The organism is Streptomyces sp. NPDC013157, assembly GCF_042899865.1.
In the GTDB taxonomy this organism is placed as follows: Bacteria; Actinomycetota; Actinomycetes; order Streptomycetales; family Streptomycetaceae; genus Streptomyces.
On the sequence record NZ_JBIBAK010000029.1, the window covers coordinates 55,754 to 79,084 of the forward strand.

Consider the following 23,331-nt stretch of genomic DNA (forward strand, 5'->3'; position numbering starts at 1 on the left):
TCTCTCAGATCTCTCAGAGCCAGTCGGGCCATGTGTAGTCGGCCGAGTCGTCGTGGTCCCGGCGGGGCGGCAACGGGGCGAGCCGCCCCCGGGAGAAGACCAGCGGCGAGACGCCGGTCTTCTCCACCCCGAGTTCCCGTACGCGGCCGAGGACGAAGTAGTGGTCGCCGAGGGTCCACACGTCGGCGATGTCGCAGTCGATCCAGGCGGCGACGCCCGCCAGGACGGGGCTGCCCGAGGGCGCGCCGCGCCACGGGTGGCGGTCGAAGACGTGGGGGGCCTTGGCGCTGACATCCCGGCAGAGGCCCTCCTGGCCGGCGGCCAGCACGTTCACGCAGAAGGCGCCGCCGGCCATGATTCTCGGCCAGGTGGTGGAGGAGCGGCCGGGGAAGAACGCGACGAGTGGGGGGTCGAGGGACACCGAGGTGAACGAGCCGATGACCATGCCGACCAGGGTGCCGTCGGGTTCCTTCGCGGTGACCACCGTGACACCCGTCGGGTAGTGGCCGAGCACGTGCCGGAACCGGCCGGGGTCGTCCGCCGGGCCGCCGCCGGGCGTCGTCGCGGCGGACGTCGACCGGTTCACGCCGGGTTCTCCACGCCGAGTAGAGAGCGGGCGTATCCCGTGGCCCACCAGCCGTGCTGGGCGTTGACGTGCGACTTGTACGTGGCGACGTCGCGCAGGTACCGCTGCATGCGCTCGCCGTTCGCCAGCGCGCTGGAGCCACTGGCCGAGGCCAGCATCTCGACGGCCTGGCAGGCGAGTTGGCCGGACTGCCGGGCCGTGAGGGAGAGGGCCTGGTCGTCCAGTTCGGAGAAGGGCTCGCCCCCTGCCAGGCCCCGGGCCGCGTAGGCGGTGTAGTCGTCGGCGACCGACAGGATGATCCGCTGCGCGCTGTCGGCCAGGGCCGTGGCCAGGCCGAGGTTGCGCTGGTGTTCCGGATCGTGGCTGCGTGGCTTGAAGGGCGGCAGCGGGCTGTTCTTGGTGGTGATGATCCGCTGGTACTCGTCGACCGCGGCCCAGGCGGTGCCCGCCACGATCGAACACAGCTGGATGTTGAAGAACGACATCAGCCGGCCCGCGTACATCGGGTTGCCGTGCAGTTCCACCCCCGGCCCGTCGGTGGCGTCGTTCGCCGCGGCGTGGGTCCTGGACACGTACTCGTACGGTACGAGGACGTCCTCGGCCACGACGCTGTTGGAGCCGCTGCCGCGGAAGCCCAGGATCTCGCCCCAGTTGTCGAGCATCCGCCAGCCGGAGGGCACGAGCACCATGCCCGGCGTGGGCATGCCGCCCTCTTCGTCGATGATGAGCACGCCACCCAGGAAGTGCGTGGAGACGTTGACTCCGGAGGAGTAGTCCCAGCGGCCGTTGACCAGGTACCCGTCGGGGGTCCTCGTCGCGGTGGCGCTCGGGGCCACCGGCAGCGGAGCCCGAAAGTCACCGTCCGGCCCGAACACCTCGCGCTGGGTGCTCTCGGGGAAGCGGCCGGCCACCACCAGGCTGTGGGAGGCGGCCAGACACAGGTTCCAGCCGCTGGACGGGCAGCCGCGGGCCACCTCGGTGACCATCCGGGAGTAGGTCCGCAGGTCGAACTCGTAGCCGCCGAAGCGGCGTGGCTGGAGGGACCGGTAGAAACCCGCCTCCAGGAACGCCTTGTGCGTGTCCTCGGAGATACCGGTTCGCTGTTCGGTCTCGTCCTGATGATCACGTAGCCAGGTCCTCATGCCGGCGGCCCGGCGCACCAGTTCCTCCGGTGTCAGGTCCGGCTCCGGCTGCGGAATCTCGATGATTTTCTCGGTTGTCTCGGTTGTCTCGGACAATTCGCACCCCATCCGCTGCTGTTCTGGGTCGGCCTGAAGGGAGTGTCGGCAGCGCGGCGAAGGACGGTCCAATGCCGGTATCTGTGGGCTTGATGAGTGCCGTGCATCACAGCAGGTCGGAGGGGGTGGCGGGAATGCCGCACATTTCTGCCTGGTGACGTGCGGGGAAGCGCGCTGTAACCTGGCGCGGACCACAACGCCGTGGACGTCGCCTTTCTGGAGGGCTGAGTGGAACTCCGGAGTCTGCGCCATTTCTCGGCGCTCGCCGAGACCTTGAATTACCGGGTCGCCGCCGAGCGTCTGCACCTCACCCAGCCCGCACTGACGCGCTCGATCGCCGCCCTCGAGCGTGAGCTGGGCGTCCAGCTGTTCGAGCGCGACAAACGGCATGTGGCGCTCACCGCCGACGGCGCGGAACTGCTCGAACGGGCGGGTGAGGTGCTGGCCGATGCCGACCGGCTCGCCGCCGCCGCAGACACCATCAGGGCCAGGCGACGGGACGAGGTGCGGGTCGCGCTCTACGGGGTGGCTCTTGCGGAGCTGACGCATCCGGTCATCGAGGCGTTCCGCGAGCGGTATCCCAGAGCCACGATCCGGGTGCACGAAGCGGACTTCCACCAGGGGCACGCCCCGCTGCTGGCCGGCGAGTGCGACGTGGCGCTGATGTGTCTGAGCGTCGACATGCCGGGCCTGACACGCGTACCGATCTTCACCGAGCCCGTTTCCCTCGCACTGTGGAAGGGGCACCCGCTGGCCTCGGCCGCCGCGGTGGACATGACCGAGGTCTACGACCAGCCCTGGGTCACCCCCCACCCGGGCGACGACTGGTGGGTGGGGGGACGCCACGGGGACGACGACGCCCCGACAGTCGGCTCCCACGCCCGCTCGGTCCTGGACATGGCCTCGAAGATCGCCTACCAGCACATGGTGGGACTGATGCCCTTGTCGGGCGCCCGGATGTTCCCGCCACACCCGGGAGTGGAGGCCGTCGCTCCGAAAGAGCCCCTCGAGGCGGTGGCCGCGGTCGCCTATCCGGTGACGGGCCACTCGCCCGCCGCCCCGGCGTTCGCCGAGGTCGCACGCCGGGTGGCCCGACGTGCGAGCGGCGTTCCGTACGCCGAACTCGCCCGGTAGAAGCGGTCAGCCGCCGTACGGCGGCTCGCCCGCCCAGGCCGTGTGCAGGACGGCGCGCAGATCGTCGGCGGAGGCCGGGCGGGGATTCGCGTACGGCGCCCCGAGAGCGACGTCGACCGCACGGTCCACGTCGGCGGCGGTCAGGCCGAGGTCGGCGAGCGATCGCGGGATGCCCAGCCGCTCGCCCAGCTCGTGCAACTCCCGTACCGGATCCGGGACATCGAGCGCCCGGCGAAGCGCCGCCAGTGCCTCGGGAACCGCCGGCGCGTTGAACGCCAGCACATGGGGCAGGACGACGGCGTGTGTCTCGGCGTGCGGCAGGTCGAAGGTGCCGCCGAGCACATGGCAGAGCTTGTGGTGCAGCCCCATGGTGGTCGCGCCGAGACAGGCACCGCACAGCCACGCCCCGTACAGCGCGCGGCTGCGCGCGGTATGCCCCGAGGGGTCGGCGACGATCTCGGGAAGGGCCGCGGCCAGCGCCCGCACACCCTCCTGCGCCATGAGGGAGACGATCGGAGTGGAGGCCGGGGCGTACAGAGCCTCGACGGCGTGCGCGATCGCGTTCATGCCGCTCGTCGCGGACCCCACGGGCGTCATGGTGAGCGTGAGCAGCGGGTCGTACACGACGCTGCGCGGCAACACCTTCGGGTCGCGCCCGGTGCGTTTGACCGCGCCCTCGGTCAGGCCCCAGACGGGCGTCATCTCCGATCCGGCGTACGTCGTCGGGACGGCGACGATCGGCAGGCCGGTCCTGAGCGCGACGGCCTTGGCCAGGCCGGTCACGGAACCGCCGCCGACCGCCACGCAGCCGTCGGCCCGGGCTTCCGCGCCGATCAGGTACTTGGCGCGGATGGTGTACCTGTCGCCGCGCAGCCGGTCGCGGACCGTGGCGGTCACGCCGTCGGCGTCCTGCTCGTGCGACACATACTCGGTGTCGAACCGCAGTTGGCTTCCGCGCGCTATGGCCGCGTTCACGAGCACCGGCTCCATGAGGTGCTGCGGCATGTCGCACATGCGGGTGGGACTCGCCAGCTCGTGCGCGGCCTGCACGAGCGGTTCGTTGCCCCAGGACCTCAGCCGGCCGAGCTCCTCGCCCGCGACGGCGGTGCAGAAGACGGTGTTGCCCATCAGGTGCTGCGGGGTGGCCTGGGCGATCACATCCTCTTCGACACCCAGGTCACGCAGCACTTCCATGGTGCGCATGGTTGGTGATGTGCGCCCGGGGCGTGTCCGCGAGGCGTGAGTAGCGGGTGACCATGACGTTCGGCACGCCATAGGTGCTCAGCGCCAGTGCGGCGCTCGCTCCCGCGGGCCCGCTTCCCACGATGAGCACATCGGTCTCGACGCTCGGCACGGTCGGCACGGTTGTCATCGGGACGTTTCCTCCACATCGGCCAGTCGCTTGTTCAGCCAGGTCATCAGTGCCTCGGCCACGTCGTCGGAGTTCTTCTCGCCCATGGGCAGGTGACCGTTGCCCGTGAGCCCCAGGTCCGCCAGGCGCAGCAACTCGGCGTCCGCACCGGCCTGGGCGAGGTAGTCGGCGACACCGTGCTGGAACGGCGCGAACGGCGAGGTGTCGGCCGCGACCACGGCGACCGGGAAGCCCTGGAGCCCTGGCAGGGACCGCACGGGGCCGGCATGTTCGTCCTGGACGAGGCAGTCCTGCAGCCCGTCGCCCCCGGCCTCGCGCAGCCGGAGGCGCAGTTCCTCCGGGGTCCGCGCCGGCGGCTCGTAAGTGATCGGGGCCGCGGTGAGCCCCCACTCCAGCTTTCCGAGGCCGGGCAGTTCGATGAACGGCGGTCCTATCGGCTCGATGGAGACGACGGCCTTCACCAGTCCGGGCCGGGCATCGGCGACCAGCCAGCCGAACGGCGCCCCCATGGAGTGGGTGATCAGCACGGCCGGTCCGATACGGTCCAGCAACTCGGCCCCGCAGCGCCGCATCTGCTCCTCGTTCTCGGCGAAGGTGGGCAGCGTCGGGCCCTGGCTCGCCATCAACTGGTCCAGCGCGGAGTCGTCGCCGACCTCGCCGCTGCCGGGCCACTGGCTGCCAGGTCGTCCTGCCCCGTCGCAGAACAGCCAGCGGATGAACTCGTACGTCGGCGCCGCGCCCTCGATGGGCCCGAGGACATCGGGGTGGTACGGGGAGCGCCCGTGACCTGGACGGTCGACCACGTACACGGCGTAACCGGCCTGGAGGAACCGGGTGGCCCAGCCGGGGCGCCCGTCCGGCGTCGACAGGTAGTCCGTGCCCTGGCCGCCGCCCCCGTGGACCATCACCACGGGCAGCGGATGCCGGAGATCGGCCGGGATCTGGTACTGGACGTACATCGCGGCCTCGGCGGCGGTCCCGGCCTCGGTCGGCTTGCGCCCGACACCGACCCAGAACGCGCCTTGCTCGCTGATCGTCAACGGCGAGGCGGCACGGGCCGGCCCGGCGGTTCCGGGTGGTGGGGAGATGGTCATCGGCGAACCTCCGTCACGGCGTCTGCGCCCATGCCCAGCACTATTGGTGACCGGCTCCGGGGCGGTCCAATGCCGGTTGGGGACGCCGTGATGCATGGCGCTCATCAGCGTCCCCGAGGGCGGGTACTTCACCGGGAAGGTGGGCGTGGCAGCGAGGGTGACCAGGGCGTCGGTGTAGAGCGCGTGCAGCGGACACAGCCTTCGCGGCGCTTGGTCCGTGGTGCAGACCGGCCTGCCGCCGATGGACCGAAGTCCAAAAGGGGCCGTCAGCTCCGTCAGCGCGGGGTGGCCTGTTCGCTCAACACGAGGTCGTCGAACTCCTCCGCGAGCGCCAGCGCAACCTGAAGGTGCATCCGCCGGACCTTGATCTCCCGGCCCCGCAGCTGCTCGGCCCGCTGGATGCGGTACGCAACCGTGTTACGCGCGACGTGCAGCAGCTCAGCCGTCGTGTTCAGGCTCCGTTCCGTGTCCAGGTAGCACTTGAGGGTGGTGCGCAGGGTGGTGGCAGGCTCCCCGGATCCGGCGAGTCCACCCAGTTCACGGCGCACGAACCGGCGCGCCTCGTCGAGATGCGTGCTGAGCATGGCGATCACGTCGAGCTCGGCGTAGTCGAACAGCCACCGGTCGGTGCGGGACAGCGTCCCGACCCGGACGGCATCGAGGGCCTGACGGTGCGGGGACTGGTTCGACGTGATCCCCCTTCTCGGCGCGCGGGTCGGCCTCGTGATCGGTGATGTCGTGGGACACGGCATTGCCGCCTCGGCCACGATGGGGCGGCTGCGTACCGCGGTGCGTACGCTCGCCGACATCGATCTGTCGCCCGACGAACTCCTCACGCACCTTGATGACATCGTGACCCACACCGACGAGGAGCAGGACTTCGACGCCGATGACGCAATTCCCGGCGAGATCGGTGCCACCTGTCTGTACGCGGTGTACGACCCGGTCTCCGGTACGTGCTCAATGGCCCGCGCCGGCCACCTGGCACCCGTGCTGGTCCTCCCGGATGGCAGCGGCCGGGTCGTCGGCCTGCCCACAGGGCCGCCGCTGGGCCTCTGCAGCCTGCCCTTCGAGGCCGTGGACCTCGACATTCCCGACGGGAGCGTGCTGGCTCTGTTCACCGACGGTCTCGTCACATCCCGGGAAGGCGACTTCGACGAAGACCTCTCCGACCTCCAACGGGCTCTGGCCCAGCCCGCCCGGTCACTGGACGCGCTGTGCGACAGCGTCCTGGCGTCCGTGTGCACGCAGCCGCGCACCGACGACGTGGCCCTGCTGCTGGCCCGCACCAAGAGGCTCAGCGAGGATCAGGTGGCCGACTGGGCGGTGCCTCCTGATCCCGTAGCTGTGGCCACGATCCGCAGAGAGGTTGTGGACCGGCTGGCCGCGTGGCATCTGGAGGCCGCCGCCTTCGTCGCCGAACTCGCGGTCAGCGAGCTGGTGACCCATGCGATTCGCTATGGCGCGGAGCCGATCCGGCTCCGGCTGATCAGGGAACGGAGTCTGATCTGCGAGGTCTCCGACGGCAGCAGCACCAGCCCTCACCTGCGCCGGGCCCGCACCTTCGACGAAGGCGGCCGTGGGCTCTTCATGATCGCCCAGCTCGCTCGCCGCTGGGGCACCCGCTACTCCATGACCGGCAAGACGATCGGGGCGGAACAGCAGCTTGACGAACTGATCCCATGACGCGGTCGTCGAGGTGCGAAGTCGCCGAAGATGCAGCGCGGACCTGCCGGAGTACCGAGCCGGCTCGGCGTCAGAGCGTCGCCCCCAGTTCCGTGCCCTGGCGGATCGCCCGCTTGGCGTCGAGTTCCGCGGCGAGGTCCGCGCCACCGATGAGGTGGGCCGACAGCCCGTCCTCGCGCAGTTCCTCGTAGAGGCTTCGGTTGGGTTCCTGGCCCGTGCACAGGACAACCGTGTCGACCGGGATCACTCGCTCCTCGCCGTCGACCGTGACGTGCAGGCCCTGATCGTCGATGCGCCGGTACGTCACTCCCGCGACCATGGTGACCCCGCGGTGCTTCAGCTCGGCCCGGTGGATCCACCCCGTGGTCGCGCCCAGACCGGCGCCGACCTTGCTGGTCTTGCGCTGGAGGAGGTGAACGGTTCGCCGCGCCGTGGGCCGCTCAGGGCGCCCCAGTCCGCCACGCGTGCGGTAGTCGACGTCGACGCCCCAGCGCCGGAAATAGATGTCAGGGCGGCGGCTGGCCTCGTCGCCCGGGTCGGTCAGGTAGAGCGCGGTGTCGAACCCGATACCGCCCGCCCCGAGGACCGCCACCCGCTCGCCCACCGGCACCCGGTCGCGCAGCACATCCAGGTAGCTGACGACATTCGGGCGATCCCGGCCCGGGATGTCGGGAATGCGGGGGGTGACGCCCGTCGCGATGACAACCTCGTCATAGGCGCCCTCTGCCAGCACCTCAGCGGTGATCTTCGTGCCGAGGCGGACGTCCACGCCGTGCTCGTCGAGCTGGACGCGGAAGTAGCGCAGGGTCTCGTCAAACTCGCCCTTGCCCGGGATCCGCCGGGCGATGTTGAGCTGGCCGCCGATCTTGTCGTCCGCGTCGAACAACGTGACGTCATGGCCCCGTTGGGCGGCCGTCACCGACACCGCCAGCCCGGCCGGACCTGCCCCGACCACGGCCACGCGCTTGCGGCGGCGCGTCGGAGACAGCACCAGCTCCGTCTCATAGCCGGCACGCGGGTTGACCAGGCAGGAGACCGTCTTCTCGCTGAAGCCGTGGTCCAGGCACGCCTGGTTGCAGCCGATGCACGTGTTGATCGTGTCAGGGCGTCCGGCGCGTGCCTTGGCGACGAAGTCCGGGTCGGCGAGGAACGGACGGGCCATCGAGACCATGTCCGTTCTGCCTTCCGCCAGCAGTTCCTCCGCGACCTCTGGGGTGTTGATGCGGTTGCTGGTCACCAGGGGGACGGAAACGACTCCCTTCAGGCGCTGAGTGATCCATGAGAACGCGCCGCGCGGCACTGAGGTCGCGATGGTGGGGACGCGTGCCTCGTGCCAGCCGATCCCGGTATTGATGATCGTGGCGCCGGCCGCCTCCACCGCCTTGGCGAGCGTGACCACCTCGTCCAGGGTGCTCCCGTCGGGGACGAGATCGAGCATGGACAGGCGATAGATGAGGATGAAGTCGGGGCCGACCCGTTCGCGCACGCGACGGACGATCTCCAGGGGGAATCGGACCCGGTTCTCGTAGGTGCCACCCCAGCGGTCGGTGCGGTGGTTGGTGGCCGGGGCGATGAACTCGTTGATCAGGTAGCCCTCGGACCCCATGATTTCGACGCCGTCGTAGCCGGCCGTCCTGGCGAGCGCGGCCGCACGGACGAACGCCTCGATCGTCTCCTCGATCTCGCCATCGGTCAGCGCATGCGGCACGAATCTGCTGATCGGCGCCTGGAGTGCGCTGGGGGCGACCAGATCGGGGTGGTAGGCGTACCGGCCGGTGTGCAGGATCTGCATCGCGATCCGGCCTCCCTCGCGGTGCACCGCTTCGGTGACGAGCGCGTGCTGCTCCGCCTCCGCCTGCGTGGTGAGCTTGGCACCATTTAGGAAGGGGCGACCTCGTTCATCCGGTGCGATCCCGCCCGTGACGATGAGCCCGACGCCGCCGAGGGCCCGCTCGGCGTAGAAAGCGGCCATCCGCTCGAAACCTCGCTCGGCCTCTTCCAGGCTCAGATGCATCGAGCCCATCAGGACACGGTTCGGCAGGGTCGTGAACCCCAGATCGAGCGGGCTCAGCAGGTGAGGGTAGCGGGACATCGGCAGGGCTCCTGCTCCTGAGTCGTGCTGCGACATGCGAGCAGTTGTATGACCCCGGAGGACGTTTATGCAATCAGTTGCAAAAGATCGCCGAAGTCTCGCGAATCAGGCTGTTCACCCCATTCACCAGCGGTTTCGCATCTGAACCGGGTCGCCGCAGCCGACCGACCCGGCAGAAGACAGGTATGGGATCAGGTATGCCATCAGGTATCCCTACCCGTAGCCCTCGCAACGTGCCGAACCCAGAGTCGGCACATGAACGAAACACATGTCGACGCAGTCGTCGTGGGTGCCGGCTTCTCCGGCCTCTACGCCACCCACCGCCTTCGCAACCAGCAGGGCCTGTCGGTTCAGTCCTTCGAGGCGGCCTCGGGGCCGGGCGGCGTCTGGCACTGGAACCGGTACCCCGGCGCGCGCTGCGACTTCGAGAGCATCTTCTACTCCTTCTCCTTCGACGAGGACCTGCAGCGGGAGTGGCGCTGGAAAGAGCGGTACGCCGCGCAGCCGGAGATCCTGGCCTACCTGGAGCATGTGGCCGACCGGTTCGACCTGCGCCGCAGCTACCGGTTCAGCACGCGCGTCACGTCCGCGGTCTGGGACGAAGCCGCTCAGCGCTGGGTTGTCGGTACGGACGACGGCGGCGTCACCATCGCGCGGTTCTTCATCAACGCGGCCGGTGCCTTCTCGGTGAACAAGCCGAACGACTTCCCGGGCCAGGAGACGTTCCGAGGCACGGTCGTCCACACCAGCCGGTGGCCGGCCGACGGCGTCGATCTGGCCGGCAAGCGTGTCGCCGTGATCGGCACCGGCTCGACCGGTATCCAGGTCATCCAGACGATCGCCCCGCAGGTCGCCGAACTGACCGTGTTCCAGAGGACCGCGAACTTCGCCTGTCCCCTCGGAAACCGTCCGCTCACCGATGAGGAGTTCGAGCAGACCGTCGCCGACTACCCGAGGCTGCGGGAGGAGTCGCGCAACAGCCTGGCCGGCGCCGCGTACCCGCGCGCCACGCGCTCCGCGATGGCGGACAGCCCCGAGGAACGCCGCAAGACGTACGACACGTACTACCACGGCGGCGGCTTCCGGATGCTCGCGTCCACCTACTTCGACCTGATCTTCAATTCGGCCGCCAACGAGACGGCGGCGGACTACATCCGGGACCGGATCCGGGAGCGGGTCAAGGACCCGAAGACCGCGGAACTGCTGACTCCGAAGGGGCACCCGTACGGCGCCAAGCGCGCCACGTTCGAGACGAAGTACTTCGAGACGTTCAACCTGCCGCACGTGCGTCTCGTCGACGCCCGGACGACCCCGATCGAGCGGATCACCGAGAAGGGCATCGCCACCACGGCCGAGGAGTACGAGTTCGACGTGATCGTGCTCGCCACGGGCTTCGACGTGGGCGCGGGCGCCTTGATGCGGATGGGCGTGATGGGCCGAGGCGGCCGGAAACTGACCGACCACTGGGCGGACGGGCAGCGCGCGTACATCGGAATGGCCAACCACGGCTTCCCGAACCTGTTCCACGTCAACGGTCCGCAGAGCGCGGCGGCCCTCTTCAACAACCCGATCGCCATCGAGGACAGTGTCGACTTCATCGCCGACCTCATCGCCTATACGGACGCGCACGGGCACCGGACGGCCGAGGTGACGGCTGCGGCCGAGGACCGGTACAACGAGGTGGTCGCGGAGGTCGCCGATGCGACGCTGTTCCCCAAGGCGGTCACCTGGTACATGGGCGACAACATTCCGGGCAAGCCGCGGAGGCCGATCTCGCTGTTCACCGGTGCGCCGATGTACCGGACCATCTGCGCGGAGGTCCAGGCGACCGAGTACGCCGGTTTCTCGCTCGACGGGGACGCGCGAGACCTGCCGAACACGATCAAGACCGACGGTGCGGCGGTGTTCCTCCTCGCCGGCCTGATGAACATGGGTTCCAAGCCGCTCGAGGAGTCCTCCTTGGAGGAGATCCGAGGCGCCATCGAGACCTTCAAGCACCTGCAACTGCCGGTTCCCTCGGATGTCGGCATCACCGACACGCAGTACCCGACGGACGGTGGTGAGCGGACGGTGCGCCTGTACCGGCCGCCGGTCGAGGGCCCGCTGCCGGTGGTCGTCTTCCTCCATGGCGGCGGCTGGGTCGCCGGCAGCCTGGACCTGTACGACGAGCCCTGCGCGTCCCTGGCCCGGCGCCTCGGCGCTCTCGTCGTGTCCCCGGACTACCGGCTCGCCCCGGAGCACCCCTTCCCGGCGGCGATCGACGACACGATGGCGGCTCTGCGCTGGGCGGCGGAGAACATCGCCGAGTACGGCGGCGACCCGGAGCGGATCGCGGTGGGCGGCGAGAGCGCCGGTGCGAACCTCGCCGCGGTGGCCGCGCTGCGCACCAGGGACGAGGGCGGACCGCGCCTTGCCGCCCAGGTCCTCGTCACTCCGCCCACCGATTTCACCGCCGACACCGAGTCCCGCAGGATCTTCGCGCGCGGCCCGATCATCTCCACCGAGCTGGGCGGGCGCATGGCGGCCTGGTATCTCGGCGACCCTGCCCACGTGACGTCGTCCTGGGCCGCCCCGGCACACGCGCAGGACCTGTCGAACCTGCCGCCCGCACTCGTGGTCACCATGGAGATCGATCCGCTGCGTGACGAGGGCGAGGACTACGCGCGAGCGCTGACGGAAGCCGGTGTGCCGACCGTCTGCAAGCGCCTCGGCGGTCTGATCCACACCACGTTCGTGCTCTCCGGCTCGATCCCTCGCGCCGCCGAGATCCAGGACGCCGTCCGCGACTTCCTCGCGCCGCTGCTCTCGGCCGAGGCCGGGACGGCGAAGGCGGCGGCCACCCTCGGCTGAGCAGGCCCGGCGAGTTCACGGGACACGAGCCGTGAACGACGGGGGCCGATTGCTTGCCCGGCGCCTGGCGGGGCCTGTGCCCCGCGCGGCATCGATCGCTTGATGCCCACGGAGCGCCGCTTCTGACGTCGCTCATCGCACGCCAGGGATACCTGCCACCGTCCGGCGTGCGCAGGGCGGGGCACCACAGCACGAACACCATTACGCAGACCGGAGAGGAAAAAACAGCATGACCGGAATTCTGGAGGGCAAGCGTGCGCTGCTGACCGGCGCGCACCGGGGCATCGGCCGGGCGGTCGCCGAAGCGTTCGTCGCCGCCGGCGCCCGCGTCGTGATCGCCGACATCGAGGGGGCCGACAAGGCAGCTCTGGAGATCGGCCACGACACCGTCGGCGTCACCTGCGACGTCCGCTCCGGCGACAGCGTGGCCGCGGCGGTCGCCGAGGCCACGCGTGCCCTGGGCGGACTCGACGTGCTGGTCAACAACGCCGGTGTCGAGTGCTTCGGTCTCCTCCACGAACTGACCGAGGACGAGTTCGATCGGATGTACTCGGTCAACCTGCGGGGTACCTGGCTGGTCTACAAGCACGCGGTTCCCGCGCTGACGGACGGCGGCGGAGCGATCGTCAACATCGCTTCGCTGGCCGGCGTCGTCGGGTTCCCCCTGCTCGGCGCCTACGCGGCGGTCAAGGCCGGTGTCGTGCGCATGACCGAGGTGATGGCGCTTGAGCTGCGCGACCTTGGCGTGCGCGCCAACGCGATCTGTCCCGGCTTCATCGAGACCCCCATGATCGAGCGCGCCTTCACAGAGTTCGAGGCCGCCACCGGAACGCCGCTGAAGGATCTGATCACCCGGGGGCAGGGACGGCTCGGCACACCCGGGGAAGTGGCTTCGCTGGCCACCTACCTGGCCTCGGAGGGCGCCTCGTTCGTCAACGGCACCGCCACCGTGATCGACGGGGGAATGAACGTGCGGCGACTGTGAGAGGGCGGATCTGTCCATTTCGCCCAGCGCGGCCCGCTCCCGGCGCTCGTGCCGGTCTGGGACGAGGAAGGCGGACTCGTCCTCCGCGCGCAACGGCCGGCCTCCGGGCCCTGGGCCCGACTGCCACTCACCGCCGGAGCACCCACTCGGTGGGGCAACCGTGCTCACCGGCGGCGTCAGGCGCCGAGGCTCTTGGCGACCTGCGGGCGGCGACCATCCCCCATCGGACCGGGGCGGCCCACGTCCCTGGTGAACCCGACGTTTACGTCACAAGAGAGACGGCGGCACAGGCCCTGCCCGACCGGTCCGGCGCGCGGGCAGCCACTGCGGCGCCGCCGACGATCGCCTCACCGAGGTTGGTGGGGCAACCGGTGCGGCGCACCTGGGCCGGCGCCTGCTCGAAGTCCGCGGCGGTGCAGAGGGTGGTGTCCGTGCGGGGCGGGAGTCCGGCGGCCCTGTGGGCCGCCGCCAGGGCAGGGGCGAAGGCCGCGATGGCTTTGCCGGCGCTGGAGCAGTGCGTGGGCCGGCGCCGCTTCGCCTGGCGGATGGCCGGCTTCCTTTCCGCGAGGCCGCGGCTGCACAGCATGGTCAGCAGCCGGTGCGCCGTGCTCTTGGCCACGCCGAGCCGGCGGGCGATGTCGGACCGCCGACTCTCGGGTTGAGGCCGGGGACAAGATGGCTGTCGCGGGTGGATGCTGCGAGCAGGCCTTTGCTTGCTGGGGGTGGTCGCGAGAATTGATCAGACCCGCGAGAGGGTGGTGTTCGGGTTGGACTCGCCTAGGATTTCTGCATGACCAGCGCCCAGGCCCCTCAACGAGGAGGGAACCGGGTCGGTCCGTCTCTGAATCGCTTGATCGCGCGAAGGAGCGATCTCGACGTCGCACAGCGGACACTGTCGGAATCCAGGCTGCTGACCTTGGTCGGGGCAGGCGGTGTGGGTAAGACGCGGCTGGCCCTGGAATTGGCCTATCGAGCTCGCAACGGCTTCCCCGACGGCGCGTGGCTGGTCCGACTGGCCGATCTGAGCATCGGTGCAGGGGGCGCGGAGGTGGAGTCCGCGGTGGTCAGCGCCTTGGACATCAACGATCAGTCCGCCACCCAGCCGCGTGAGAAGCTGCTGTCCTTCTTGAGCAACCGCAAACTGCTGCTGGTTCTGGACAACTGCGAGCACGTGCTGGATTCTGTGCGGGCGGCGGTGCCGGTCATGCTGCGCGAGGCTCCGCAGCTGCGCGTGGTGGCCACGAGCCGGGAACCCCTCGGTGTCGAGGGGGAGGTGCTGCGGCCGGTGCTGCCACTGAGCGTGCCCGAACCGGCCACCCCGGCTGCGCAGCTGATCGCGGACGGGTCGGTGAGCCTGCTGGTGGAGCGGGCGCGTGCCGTCGATCCCGAGTTCGATGTCACCGAGGACAACGCTGAGGCCGTGGTCGAGCTGTGCCGACTGCTGGAAGGCATACCGCTGGCTATCGAGCTGGCAGCAGCGAAGCTGCGCGCCCTGACCGTCGAGCAGGTGGTGGAACGGTTCGGCCGACGACTGGCGTCGTTGACCGCGCCGGATGCCGAGTCCCGGCCGCGGCACGGATCACTGCGGGCGATGGTGGATTGGAGCTACCAACTCTGCCCGCAGACCGCGCAGATCCTCTGGCGCCGTTTGTCGGTGTTTCCCGCAACCTTCGATCTTGAGCTCGCTGAAGAGGCCTGTGCTTTTGGCGAACTGCGCCCCGACGACGTCGTCGATTCCATCGAGCGTCTGGTCGGGCAGTCGATCCTGCTGGCCGAGCGCGACGTCGGCACCATGCGGTACCGCCTGCTCGCTCCCGTCCGTGAGATCGCGGCCGAACACGCCGAACAGGCCGGCGAAGCGGACGAGTTGCGGCGCAGACATCGCGACGTGATGCTGCGCCGGGCCCAGTGGGTCCTCGACCAGTGGTGCGGTCCCCAGCAGGAGGCCCTGCTGGAGCGGATGCGCCTGGAACACGCGGACCATGTCGCAGCGGTGCAGTGGAGCCTCTCCACTCCGGGGGAGGAACGAGCCGCTCTGCGCCTGATGGCACGGCTGCGCTACCACTGGCTGTCCGGAGGGTTCCTCGCCGACGGCCGGACGCGGATGGAGGCGGCGCTCGCCGCGGTCACCGCGCCGTCGCCGGAGCGGGCCGAGGGCGTGTGGGTGATGATCTGGATCGCATTGATCCAGGGGGACCACCACAGTGCCGCACGGTGGCTCAGCACACTTGCGGACCTCGCCGAGGAACTGGACGACCCCGGCGTGAAGTTGCATGCCACCCACTGGGGGGCGCTGTGGGCGCTCTTCACCGGAGACGCAGACACCGCGGTGCAGGGCTTGCGGACCGCTGTCGACGGACACCGCGACCGCGGTGATCGTGAGTTGGAACTCGCCGCTCGCTATATGCTCGCCACCGCGCTCGCCTGCGCCGGCCGGGCAGCCGAGGCCGTGGAGATCAGCCGCAGCACGGTGGCGTTGTGCGAGACGTATGGAGACAGGTCCGGCCGCGCCTTCTCCCTCTGGGCTGCGGGCCTGGCCGAGTGGACGTTGGGCCACCTGGAGGAGGCGGAGCGATCGGCCCGTGCGGCACTGCGGATTCAGCTCCCGTCCGAAGGGATCGGCGTCGCTCTGTGCACCGACCTGCTGGCCTGGGTGGCCTACGACCGTGGTGAGGTGGACCGCGCGGCCGCCCTGTGCGAGGCGGCACGGCGAGTGTGGCGTTCCCTCGGCACGTCGATCGCCGCATTCGGGCCGCAGGTGTCGGAGTTCGCGGAACGCCACTGCGCCCTGCGGCCCGATCTGCCGGGTTCCGGGGGTGGTGAGCTCTCCGTTCCTCTGTGGCGCCTGCGGGATGTGATCGATCTGGCCCTGGGCGCCGAGGGGAGTACGGCCGTGGCCCGGCGCGCCGATGCCACCGAGCCACTCACCAAGCGGGAGCTGGAGGTCGCCGCCCTGATCGAATCCGGCTTGTCCAACCGGGAGATCGCCCATCGGCTGGTGATCGCGAAGCGCACCGCCGACGGTCACGTCGAGCGGATCCTCGCCAAGCTCGGGTTCACCTCGCGGGCCCAGATCGCCGCGTGGATGGCCCGGCGACGCGCACAGTTCGCCGGGCGTACGGGCGGGATCGGATAGCGCCGACCGCACCCGGCTCCGACCGCTGTCGCCAGGCAGACGTGAGGGCCTCCGAGCCGCCACAGCTGCTCGGAGGCCCTCAACCCTTGTCCTCAGACGCTGGATGCGGTGATCTCCCGCTTGAGGATCTTGCCGGTGGGCCCGGTCGGCAGGGAGTCGGTCAGCCACACGCGGCGCGGGTACTTGTACGCAGCCACCCGCTTCTTGACGAACTCCTGCAGCTCCTCCGGCGTGGCCTGCGTACCGGGGCGCAGGACGACCGCGGCGGCCACCTCCTCACCGAGCATGTCGTCCGGCACGCCCACGACGGCGGCCAGGGCGACGGCGGGGTGCTCGTGCAGGACCTCCTCGATCTCGCGCGGATAGACGTTGTAGCCGCCGCGGATGATCAGGTCCTTCTTGCGGTCGACGATGTACAGGTCACCGTCCTCGTCCCGCCGGGCCATGTCACCGGTGCGGAACCAGCCGTCGGAGAGGGCCGCCGCCGTCTCCTCGGGGCGGTTCCAGTAGCCCTTCATCACGTTCGGGCCGCGCACGACCAGCTCGCCCACCTCGCCAGTGGCCACCTCCCGCCCGTCGGCGTCCAGCAGCCGGACCTCGACTTCGCGGACGGGCGTCCCCACCGAACCGGGCTTGCGCAGGCGGTCAGGGCTGCAGAAAGAGACGGCGGGGCTCGTCTCGGACAGGCCGTAGCCCTCCAGCACCGTGCAGTCGAAGCGGCGCTCGAAGCCGTGCAGGATCTCCACCGGCAGCGCGGCGCCGCCCGAGATGCAGGTACGCAGGGTGGGCACATCGACGTTCGCGGCAGCTGGGTGCTGCAGCAGCGCCGCGTACATGGTGGGGACGCCCTCGAACACTGTGGCAGCTTCACGAGCGAGGATGTCGAGCACGGTCTCCGCGTCGAACCGGGGGACGAGCACGAGCAGAGCGCCACTCTTCACCGCGGCGTTGAGGGTGGCGGTCTGGCCGAAGATGTGGAAGAGCGGCAGGCAGCCCACCACCACGTCGTCCGAGCTCATCCTGGCCAGGTCGGTGACGATGATCTCGGTGTTGTGGCGCAGGTTCGCATGGGTCAGCGAGGCGCCCTTGGGGCGGCCGGTGGTGCCGGAGGTGTAGAGCAGGACCGCGATGTCGTCCCCGTCGACCGCGGCGACCTGTCGATCGGGCTCGCGCCGCCCGAGACGCTCGGCGAAGTCGGCGGGCTCGACGACCAGGTGCCGCACGCCGGCGGCGGCAGCGCCCTTGTCGCCCTCACCTGGCGCCTCGTGCCACTCGAAGAGCAGCACGGCACCGCAGTCGCCCAGGTGGTAGGCGACCTCCCGCTCCTTGAGCAGCGGGTTCAGCGGCAGGACTATGCCGCCGGCGCGCAGGATGCCGTAGTAGAGGATGACGAACTCGGGTGAGCTGGGCAGCATCAGGGCGACCCGGTCGCCGGGCCGGACCCCCTCGGCGCGCAGCAGTGCGGCGACTCGGGCGCTCGCCTCGTCCAGCTCCGCGTAGCTGATGGTCGCCGTTCCCAGCCGCAGCGCCGGGCGCTCCGGCTGTCGGGCGGCCGTCGCCACCAGGAACTCCGCGAGATTGGGCATGCCTGTCTCCTCTTGCGACTACGTGCACCGCGCGTCCCAGCGATGCTTGGGGGCATGCTGCCGCCCGTAATGAGGAGCGTCTATGGCAGCACATACAGCATCGCTGTGGACTACTTGTTCCCAGGAACAAGGACACCGCCATAAGCTGCGGAGATGGACCTCTCCGGTGTCGCTTCGGTGCTGCAGGAGCGCCTTCAAGAAATCAGTGAGGCGTTGGCGGTGCGCATTCGTGCCGAGGTTGATTCCTACGCCGATGATTCGGTTGTTCCCAGGGAATCGCTTCGATTTTCCCTCGAAAGCAATGCGCGCGTCGTCCTGGCGTATTTGGCCGAGGGCAGCGAGCCCGACGTACACCCGGCACGCGAGACCGGGCGGATCCGCGCCGAGCAAGGCGTCCCGCTGGCGGAAACGCTGCACGCCTACCGGACCGCGTTCGACTCCCTCTGGGCGCAGATCCTCGACGAGGCCCGGCAGCACCCCGAGATCGATCAGGCGCAGCTCGCAGCCGGGTCCTCGGAGATCTGGGTGCTGTTCGGCCGATACGCGGAGGTGCTCGCCACCGCATACCGGGAGACCTCCGCCGAGTTGAGTCGGCAGCGGGAGGCGAGACGTTCAGCAGTGGTCGAGGCCCTGTGCAGGGGTGACATCGCGGACCGTGTCGGCCTCGACGACGCGGCTCGCCATCTCGGGCTGCCCCAGGAGGGACCGTATGCGGTGGTGGTGGCCACGGCTCCCGGAGCGAGGGAGGAACCGTTGCCCGGGATCGAGGCGGCGTTGCGCGAGGCCCAAGTGTCCTCGGCCTGGCGGCTGCTGCCGGATCAGCAGATCGGCCTCCTGTCCCTCGCCGTGCCGGACGCCGAGACGCTGAGCCTGCGGACCCTGCGGCGGCGCCGCGCCCGGGTCGGGATCAGCCCTGTCTTCGACTCACTCAGCGACACCCCCCAGGCATTGCGGTGCGCACGGCTGGCGCTCACCGGGCTGCCCGGGGAGTCGGCGGGCGTGGCCCGCTTCGACGACCGTCCGCTGGCTATGGTCGTCGCGGCGGCGCCCGAGGAGGCGACACGCCTGGCGCGCCTCGTCCTGGAACCCGTGCTCGCTCTGCCCCCGCAGGACCGGACGCGTCTCCTGGAGACTCTTGGCCACTGGTTCGCCGCGGGCGGTCGGGCGCCGGACACTGCAGAGCGCATGTTCCTGCATCCGAACACCGTCCGTTACAGGCTGCGCCGGGTGGAGGAACTGATCGGTCGCCCCCTGTCCGATCCCCGCACCCTGGCCGATCTGGGGCTGGCGCTTGAGGCCTTGCGTGCCCTTCCTCGCTGATGAGCCTGTACGGGCCAGGAGCATCGGAGAGAAGGCGTCAAGTGCCCACCTATGCTCCCCAGCATGGAACTACGGCACATCCGGTACTTCGTCGCCGTTGCCGAGGAGTGCCACTTCGGGCGCGCCGCGGAACGTCTGCACATAGCCCAGCCTCCGCTGTCGCAGCAGATCAAACAGCTGGAGACGGAACTCGGCGTACAACTTCTGACCCGGTCGACCCGCCGGGTCGAACTCACACCCGCCGGTGCCCGGTTCCTGGAGCGGGCGCGCGGCATCCTCGCCGCGGTGGACGCCGCCTCGGACGAGGCAGGGCGCGTCGCCTCCGGCCTGGTCGGCAAAGTCGCCATCGGGTTCACCGGTTCGGCGACGTACGAGCTGCTGCCGACGGTGGCCCGCGCGCTGCGCGAGGAGTTCCCGGGGATCGAGCTGGAGCTCAAGGGGGAGATGCTGACACCACGCCAGGTGGAAGCGCTGCACGACCGGTCCCTGGACATCGCCTTCCTGCGCCCCCCGGTACGCGACCCCGAGCTGAACGTCCTGGTGTTCCGTCGGGAACCGCTCATCGCCGTGCTGCCGGAGGGGCACGAACTCGCCGACCGGAAGAGCGTGCCGCTGGCCGAGCTGCAGACCGAACCGTTCATCTGTTACCCCTCCCAGCATCGATCGGTGGTGTACGACGCCGTCTTCGATGCCTGCCAGCGAGCGGGCTTCCGTCCTTCGGCAGTGCAGGAGGTGGCCGAGACCTCGACTCTCGTTGCCTTTGTCGCCGGCGGGCTCGGCGTCGCGCTCGTGCCCGCCTCGGTGCGGCACCTGCACATCACGGGGGCCGCATACCGGCCCCTGTCGGGCACGACCGAGGAGGTCGAGCTGGCCGTCGCGACCCGAGCGGGCGAGGACTCCGCGCTGCTCGCCCGGGTGGTGCCCCGCCTGCGGTGGCTGCTGGGCGGCGGCCGACCTGCCGCCCGCTGACGGCTCGGACCTGCTCTGACGTGTCGTGGGTCTCTGTACTGACACGATGGCCGACCGGTAATCTCGCAAAAGCAAGCGCTTAGTCAGAGCTTGGTCCCCTCTGTGTGCTCGCCGGTCCGCTGGTCTCCGCTGGTTGCGAGCCGTAACGAAGGAGCATGTCCGTGCGCCGTACGGTATTCAAGGAAGATCACGAGGCGTTCCGGGAGACCCTCCGCGCCTTCATCGAAGCCGAGGTCGTTCCGGTCCACGACGAATGGCTCGCCGCCGGCCAGGCGCCGCGCGAGTTCTACTACAAGCTCGCCGAGCTGGGCCTGTTCGGGATCAACGTGCCGGAGGAGTACGGCGGCGCGGGCTTGCACACCCCCAAGTTCGAGGCCATCCAGTACGAGGAGACGGCGCGCGCCGGTGTCACCTTCGGCGGGTCCGGCGTCCACGTCAACCTCTGCCTGCCCTACATCAAGATGCTCGCCACCGACGAGCAGAAGAAGCGCTACCTGCCCAAGTTCGTCTCCGGTGAGGAGATGTGGGCCATCGCGATGACCGAGCCGGGCACCGGCTCCGACCTGGCCGGCATGAAGACCACCGCCAAGCTGAGCGAGGACGGCACGCACTACGTCCTCAACGGCGCCAAGACCTTCATCACCGGCGGTGTGCACGCCGACCGCGTCATCGTCTGCGCCCGCACCGCCGCCCCGACGGCCGAGGACCGCCGCCACGGCATCTCCCTCCTCGTGGTGGACACCAAGTCCGAGGGCTACTCGGTCGGCCGCAAGCTCGACAAGGTCGGCATGAAGACCTCCGACACCGCCGAGCTGGCCTTCGTCGACGTCAAGGTGCCCGTCGAGGACCTCCTCGGTGAGGAGAACAAGGGCTTCTACTACCTCGGCCACAACCTCGCCTCCGAGCGCTGGGGCATCGCCTACGGCGCGTACGCGCAGGCCAAGGCCGCCATCCGGTTCACCCAGCAGTACGTGCAGGATCGGGTCGTCTTCGGCAAGCCGGTCGCCACGTTCCAGAACACCAAGTTCGAGCTGGCCGCCTGCAAGGCCGAGGTGGACGCGGCCGAGGCCGTGGCCGACCGCGCCACGGAGGCGCTCGACGCCGGCGAGCTGACCCCCGCCGAGGCCGCCAGCACAAAGCTGTTCTGCACCGAGGTCGCCCACCGCGTGATCGACCGCTGCCTCCAGCTGCACGGCGGCTACGGCTACATAAACGAGTACCCGATCGCCCGCCTGTACGCCGACAACCGCGTCAACCGGATCGTCGGCGGCACCAACGAGATCATGAAGACGATCATCGCCAAGGACATGGGTCTGTAGGCATCAGGCACTCCGGTCCCTGCTCGACCGGCTCGACGTCGAGTGGATCGAGCAGGACGTCTCCTGAACGTGACGCCTCGGATATCAATCCATTAGTAATCGATATTTCACACGTCATTGCGGCGCTGTAACACTCAGAGCAACCGCAGGCCGCGGCAGTGGCGCACCGCCCGAGCGGCCCGGCGGACGTCGGCTCGGACCAAGGAGCGCCCGATGACGCCGTTCATGATTTCCGTGATGTCCCTGCTCGACGGGGCGCCACCGCCCGTGCCGGAGACCGAGCCGAGCCAGGCCGGCCCGGTGGCGGTCGTCACCGACACGCAGGTCGTCGTCCGGTCCCTCGCCGAGCAGCTGGTCTGTGAGGCGAACGCGGTCCTCCGGGACCACGGCACCGCCTTCACCCTGGCGGACGAGACCGGTCCCGGGAGCCTCTCCTTCACCATCGGCTGCGGCGAAGCCGAAGCCCGGGTGGAGACCGCCGTGTCCGGCCGTACCGCCGTCGCCCGGCTCACCGCCCCCGGTCTCCCGGACGACGGACCGCGCCGGCTCACCAGCGAGGACGAGCTTCAGGCACTCCTGCTCGGCCTGATCGCCGCCTCCGTACGCCGCTGAAACAGCGCGGCAACCGTCCCTGATGCCGATGAAGCCCGTCAGGAGAAGCTCGTGCAATACGAACTGCGCTACCGGGTCCTCGAACCGAGGCGCCAGACCTACCAGAACGTGATCGACCGCCTCGGCGACCAGCCGGCGAGCCGCTATCTCGAAGCGACACTCGACGTCGAGCCGAGGGAGAACTTCCACTACCGGCCCACCTGGGCGCAGGACCGCGAGCTGTACGACGAGCGGTTCTCCGCCCTGCGGCTGACGGATCCGTACAGCTACACCGATCCGCGCCAGTACTACTACACGCCGTACGTGACCCAACGGGCCGCGCTGCACGACGAGTTCGGCAAGACGCTGGGCTACCTGGAGGCGCGCGACCTGCTCGCGAAGCTGCCCGAGGCGTGGCACACGGTCCTGACCTCGGTGGTCGTCCCGCTCAGGCACTACGAGTCCGGGGCCCAGCTGGTGAGCGTCTCCGGCGCCCGCTTCGCCTACGGCACCTCCCTGGAGCAGTGCTGCACCTTCGCAGCGTTCGACCGGATCGGCAACGCGCAGATGCTCTCACGGGCCGGGATCGCCGCCGGCGGCGGCACCGCCGAGGCGCTCAAGGAGGCCAAGCGGCAATGGCTTGACGGCGAGCACCTCCAGCCACTGCGCCGCCTGACCGAGGAGATCATGGTCGTCGAGGACTGGGCCGGGGGCCTGCTGGCCGTTGACCTCGTCGACTCACTCGTCTACCCGCTGCTGTACCAGCACCTCGACGAGGCCGCGCTGCTCGGCGGGGCCGGCGCGTACAGCCTGGTCGCACAGCACCTGGCCACGTGGTACGCCGACCAGCGCAAGTGGCTGGACGCGCTGCTCACCTGCTGGGCGAACGACCCGGAACGCGGCGAGGACAACCGCGCCGTTCTGACCCGGATCGCCGCCACCTGGGCCGACCGGGCGCGCGAGGCGGTCGCGGCCTTGGCCGAGGTGATCGACCAGGCGCTCCCGCAGGCGGCGAGCGCCGCGGCGCTCGGCGAGCTCGCCGATGCCCACGCCACCGCATGGACCAAGACCACCGGAGGCGCCGCATGAGCACCGGAACACTGCGCCAGGTCGCCATCGACCTCCAGGAGTCCGAGGAGAACCGGGCCCTGATCGAGGCGATCAAGGACGACAACCCCGAACTGACCCTCCGTCACCTTCCCGGCCTCGTCAAGCTGCAGGCGGCGGGCCGGATCGTCATCAACCGCGAAAGCGTCGAGACCCGCCTCGGGCGGGAGTGGGAGACCGGCGAGTTCCAACTGGCCATCGTCTCCTACACCGGCAACTTCTCCGAGTGGGACGACGACCGGATCATCGTGAGTTGGGAGCACTGA

Annotated in this window: 20 protein-coding genes; 11 read left to right on the forward strand and 9 right to left on the reverse strand. The window is 69.8% G+C overall.

The genetic code is table 11. The features are described 5' to 3' along the window. Positions 1–13: 13 nt before the first annotated feature. Together ACFY6U_RS49700 and ACFY6U_RS49705 are read right to left on the reverse strand one after the other, a co-directional pair. Positions 14–586, reverse strand: coding sequence for a flavin reductase family protein (locus tag ACFY6U_RS49700; protein WP_390049408.1), 573 nt, complete (start codon positions 584–586; stop codon positions 14–16). Then, entirely contained in the window at positions 583–1,824 is a 1,242-nt protein-coding gene (locus ACFY6U_RS49705; RefSeq protein ID WP_390049410.1) for an acyl-CoA dehydrogenase family protein, read from the reverse strand. Before ACFY6U_RS49705 ends, ACFY6U_RS49700 begins: the two co-directional genes overlap by 4 nt. A gap of 228 nt (positions 1,825–2,052) precedes the next feature. On the opposite strand from ACFY6U_RS49705, the gene ACFY6U_RS49710 reads away from it, so the two are divergent. Beyond that, complete coding sequence (locus ACFY6U_RS49710) at positions 2,053–2,958, forward strand: LysR family transcriptional regulator (RefSeq protein WP_390049412.1); 906 nt, start codon at positions 2,053–2,055, stop codon at positions 2,956–2,958. 6 nt (positions 2,959–2,964) lie between these two features. Here the strand turns inward: ACFY6U_RS49710 and ACFY6U_RS49715 are convergent, their stop codons facing one another. The 4 genes from ACFY6U_RS49715 to ACFY6U_RS49730 all read right to left on the reverse strand — a co-directional run bounded on the left by ACFY6U_RS49715 (position 2,965) and on the right by ACFY6U_RS49730 (position 6,176). After that, the gene (locus tag ACFY6U_RS49715; RefSeq protein WP_390049483.1) at positions 2,965–4,152 is read right to left on the reverse strand and encodes an iron-containing alcohol dehydrogenase; all 1,188 of its coding nucleotides are present in this window, start codon (positions 4,150–4,152) and stop codon (positions 2,965–2,967) included. Next, positions 4,136–4,330 carry an FAD-dependent monooxygenase gene (locus ACFY6U_RS49720; RefSeq protein ID WP_390049414.1) on the reverse strand — a complete coding sequence of 65 codons (195 nt, stop codon included), beginning with the start codon at positions 4,328–4,330 and terminating at the stop codon, positions 4,136–4,138. The genes ACFY6U_RS49715 and ACFY6U_RS49720 overlap by 17 nt, the downstream gene beginning before the upstream one ends. Further along, positions 4,327–5,424: an alpha/beta hydrolase gene (locus tag ACFY6U_RS49725; protein ID WP_390049415.1), complete on the reverse strand. Its 1,098-nt coding sequence runs from the start codon at positions 5,422–5,424 to the stop codon at positions 4,327–4,329. Before ACFY6U_RS49725 ends, ACFY6U_RS49720 begins: the two co-directional genes overlap by 4 nt. A 275-nt stretch (positions 5,425–5,699) precedes the next feature. Further along, positions 5,700–6,176 (reverse strand): PucR family transcriptional regulator, encoded by a 477-nt coding sequence (locus ACFY6U_RS49730; RefSeq protein WP_390049417.1) that lies wholly within the window; start codon positions 6,174–6,176, stop codon positions 5,700–5,702. On the opposite strand from ACFY6U_RS49730, the gene ACFY6U_RS49735 reads away from it, so the two are divergent. Beyond that, complete coding sequence (locus tag ACFY6U_RS49735; protein ID WP_390049418.1) at positions 6,163–7,110, forward strand: SpoIIE family protein phosphatase; 948 nt, start codon at positions 6,163–6,165, stop codon at positions 7,108–7,110. The two genes, ACFY6U_RS49730 and ACFY6U_RS49735, sit on opposite strands and share 14 nt — an antisense overlap. A gap of 70 nt (positions 7,111–7,180) precedes the next feature. On the opposite strand, the gene ACFY6U_RS49740 is transcribed toward ACFY6U_RS49735, so the two are convergent. Next, on the reverse strand, positions 7,181–9,202 hold the full coding sequence (locus tag ACFY6U_RS49740) for an FAD-dependent oxidoreductase (RefSeq protein ID WP_390049419.1): 2,022 nt from the start codon (positions 9,200–9,202) through the stop codon (positions 7,181–7,183). A 255-nt stretch (positions 9,203–9,457) separates the two neighbouring features. Between ACFY6U_RS49740 and ACFY6U_RS49745 the strand changes: the two genes are divergently transcribed. After that, positions 9,458–12,052 (forward strand): alpha/beta hydrolase fold domain-containing protein, encoded by a 2,595-nt coding sequence (locus ACFY6U_RS49745; RefSeq protein ID WP_390049421.1) that lies wholly within the window; start codon positions 9,458–9,460, stop codon positions 12,050–12,052. Positions 12,053–12,281: 229 nt separating this feature from the next. Next, on the forward strand, positions 12,282–13,037 hold the full coding sequence (locus ACFY6U_RS49750) for an SDR family NAD(P)-dependent oxidoreductase (protein WP_390049423.1): 756 nt from the start codon (positions 12,282–12,284) through the stop codon (positions 13,035–13,037). Positions 13,038–13,299: 262 nt separating this feature from the next. Here ACFY6U_RS49750 and ACFY6U_RS49755 read toward each other — a convergent pair whose 3' ends face one another. Then, positions 13,300–13,773 (reverse strand): IclR family transcriptional regulator C-terminal domain-containing protein, encoded by a 474-nt coding sequence (locus ACFY6U_RS49755; protein WP_390049485.1) that lies wholly within the window; start codon positions 13,771–13,773, stop codon positions 13,300–13,302. A gap of 54 nt (positions 13,774–13,827) precedes the next feature. On the opposite strand from ACFY6U_RS49755, the gene ACFY6U_RS49760 reads away from it, so the two are divergent. Beyond that, on the forward strand, positions 13,828–16,173 hold the full coding sequence (locus ACFY6U_RS49760) for an ATP-binding protein (protein ID WP_390049425.1): 2,346 nt from the start codon (positions 13,828–13,830) through the stop codon (positions 16,171–16,173). Positions 16,174–16,265: 92 nt separating this feature from the next. Here the strand turns inward: ACFY6U_RS49760 and ACFY6U_RS49765 are convergent, their stop codons facing one another. Next, positions 16,266–17,759, reverse strand: a complete 1,494-nt coding sequence (locus ACFY6U_RS49765; RefSeq protein WP_390049427.1) for a long-chain fatty acid--CoA ligase — start codon at positions 17,757–17,759, stop codon at positions 16,266–16,268. A gap of 153 nt (positions 17,760–17,912) precedes the next feature. Between ACFY6U_RS49765 and ACFY6U_RS49770 the strand changes: the two genes are divergently transcribed. The 6 genes from ACFY6U_RS49770 (at position 17,913) to ACFY6U_RS49795 (ending at position 23,331) form a co-directional block, all read left to right on the forward strand. Beyond that, positions 17,913–19,079 (forward strand): PucR family transcriptional regulator, encoded by a 1,167-nt coding sequence (locus ACFY6U_RS49770; RefSeq protein WP_390049429.1) that lies wholly within the window; start codon positions 17,913–17,915, stop codon positions 19,077–19,079. A 63-nt stretch (positions 19,080–19,142) separates the two neighbouring features. Continuing rightward, positions 19,143–20,048 carry a LysR family transcriptional regulator gene (locus ACFY6U_RS49775; protein ID WP_390049431.1) on the forward strand — a complete coding sequence of 302 codons (906 nt, stop codon included), beginning with the start codon at positions 19,143–19,145 and terminating at the stop codon, positions 20,046–20,048. A gap of 161 nt (positions 20,049–20,209) precedes the next feature. Continuing rightward, positions 20,210–21,367, forward strand: coding sequence for an acyl-CoA dehydrogenase family protein (locus ACFY6U_RS49780; protein ID WP_390049433.1), 1,158 nt, complete (start codon positions 20,210–20,212; stop codon positions 21,365–21,367). Positions 21,368–21,580: 213 nt separating this feature from the next. Then, complete coding sequence (locus ACFY6U_RS49785; protein ID WP_361196377.1) at positions 21,581–21,979, forward strand: hypothetical protein; 399 nt, start codon at positions 21,581–21,583, stop codon at positions 21,977–21,979. A gap of 51 nt (positions 21,980–22,030) precedes the next feature. Further along, the gene (locus ACFY6U_RS49790) at positions 22,031–23,047 is read left to right on the forward strand and encodes a hypothetical protein (protein ID WP_390049435.1); all 1,017 of its coding nucleotides are present in this window, start codon (positions 22,031–22,033) and stop codon (positions 23,045–23,047) included. Beyond that, positions 23,044–23,331: an MmoB/DmpM family protein gene (locus ACFY6U_RS49795; RefSeq protein ID WP_095855690.1), complete on the forward strand. Its 288-nt coding sequence runs from the start codon at positions 23,044–23,046 to the stop codon at positions 23,329–23,331. Before ACFY6U_RS49790 ends, ACFY6U_RS49795 begins: the two co-directional genes overlap by 4 nt.

Excerpts from the sequence above, each read along its gene's own strand:
- ACFY6U_RS49715 (WP_390049483.1), bottom strand. The coding sequence starts at position 4,152 with ATGGAAGTGCTGCGTGACCTGGGTGTCGAAGAGGATGTGATCGCCCAG.
- ACFY6U_RS49720 (WP_390049414.1), bottom strand. The coding sequence starts at position 4,330 with ATGACAACCGTGCCGACCGTGCCGAGCGTCGAGACCGATGTGCTCATC.
- ACFY6U_RS49725 (WP_390049415.1), bottom strand. The coding sequence starts at position 5,424 with ATGACCATCTCCCCACCACCCGGAACCGCCGGGCCGGCCCGTGCCGCC.
- ACFY6U_RS49730 (WP_390049417.1), bottom strand. The coding sequence starts at position 6,176 with ATGCCGTGTCCCACGACATCACCGATCACGAGGCCGACCCGCGCGCCG.
- ACFY6U_RS49740 (WP_390049419.1), bottom strand. The coding sequence starts at position 9,202 with ATGTCCCGCTACCCTCACCTGCTGAGCCCGCTCGATCTGGGGTTCACG.
- ACFY6U_RS49745 (WP_390049421.1), top strand. The coding sequence starts at position 9,458 with ATGAACGAAACACATGTCGACGCAGTCGTCGTGGGTGCCGGCTTCTCC.
- ACFY6U_RS49750 (WP_390049423.1), top strand. The coding sequence starts at position 12,282 with ATGACCGGAATTCTGGAGGGCAAGCGTGCGCTGCTGACCGGCGCGCAC.
- ACFY6U_RS49760 (WP_390049425.1), top strand. The coding sequence starts at position 13,828 with ATGACCAGCGCCCAGGCCCCTCAACGAGGAGGGAACCGGGTCGGTCCG.
- ACFY6U_RS49765 (WP_390049427.1), bottom strand. The coding sequence starts at position 17,759 with ATGCCCAATCTCGCGGAGTTCCTGGTGGCGACGGCCGCCCGACAGCCG.
- ACFY6U_RS49770 (WP_390049429.1), top strand. The coding sequence starts at position 17,913 with ATGGACCTCTCCGGTGTCGCTTCGGTGCTGCAGGAGCGCCTTCAAGAA.
- ACFY6U_RS49775 (WP_390049431.1), top strand. The coding sequence starts at position 19,143 with ATGGAACTACGGCACATCCGGTACTTCGTCGCCGTTGCCGAGGAGTGC.
- ACFY6U_RS49785 (WP_361196377.1), top strand. The coding sequence starts at position 21,581 with ATGACGCCGTTCATGATTTCCGTGATGTCCCTGCTCGACGGGGCGCCA.
- ACFY6U_RS49795 (WP_095855690.1), top strand. The coding sequence starts at position 23,044 with ATGAGCACCGGAACACTGCGCCAGGTCGCCATCGACCTCCAGGAGTCC.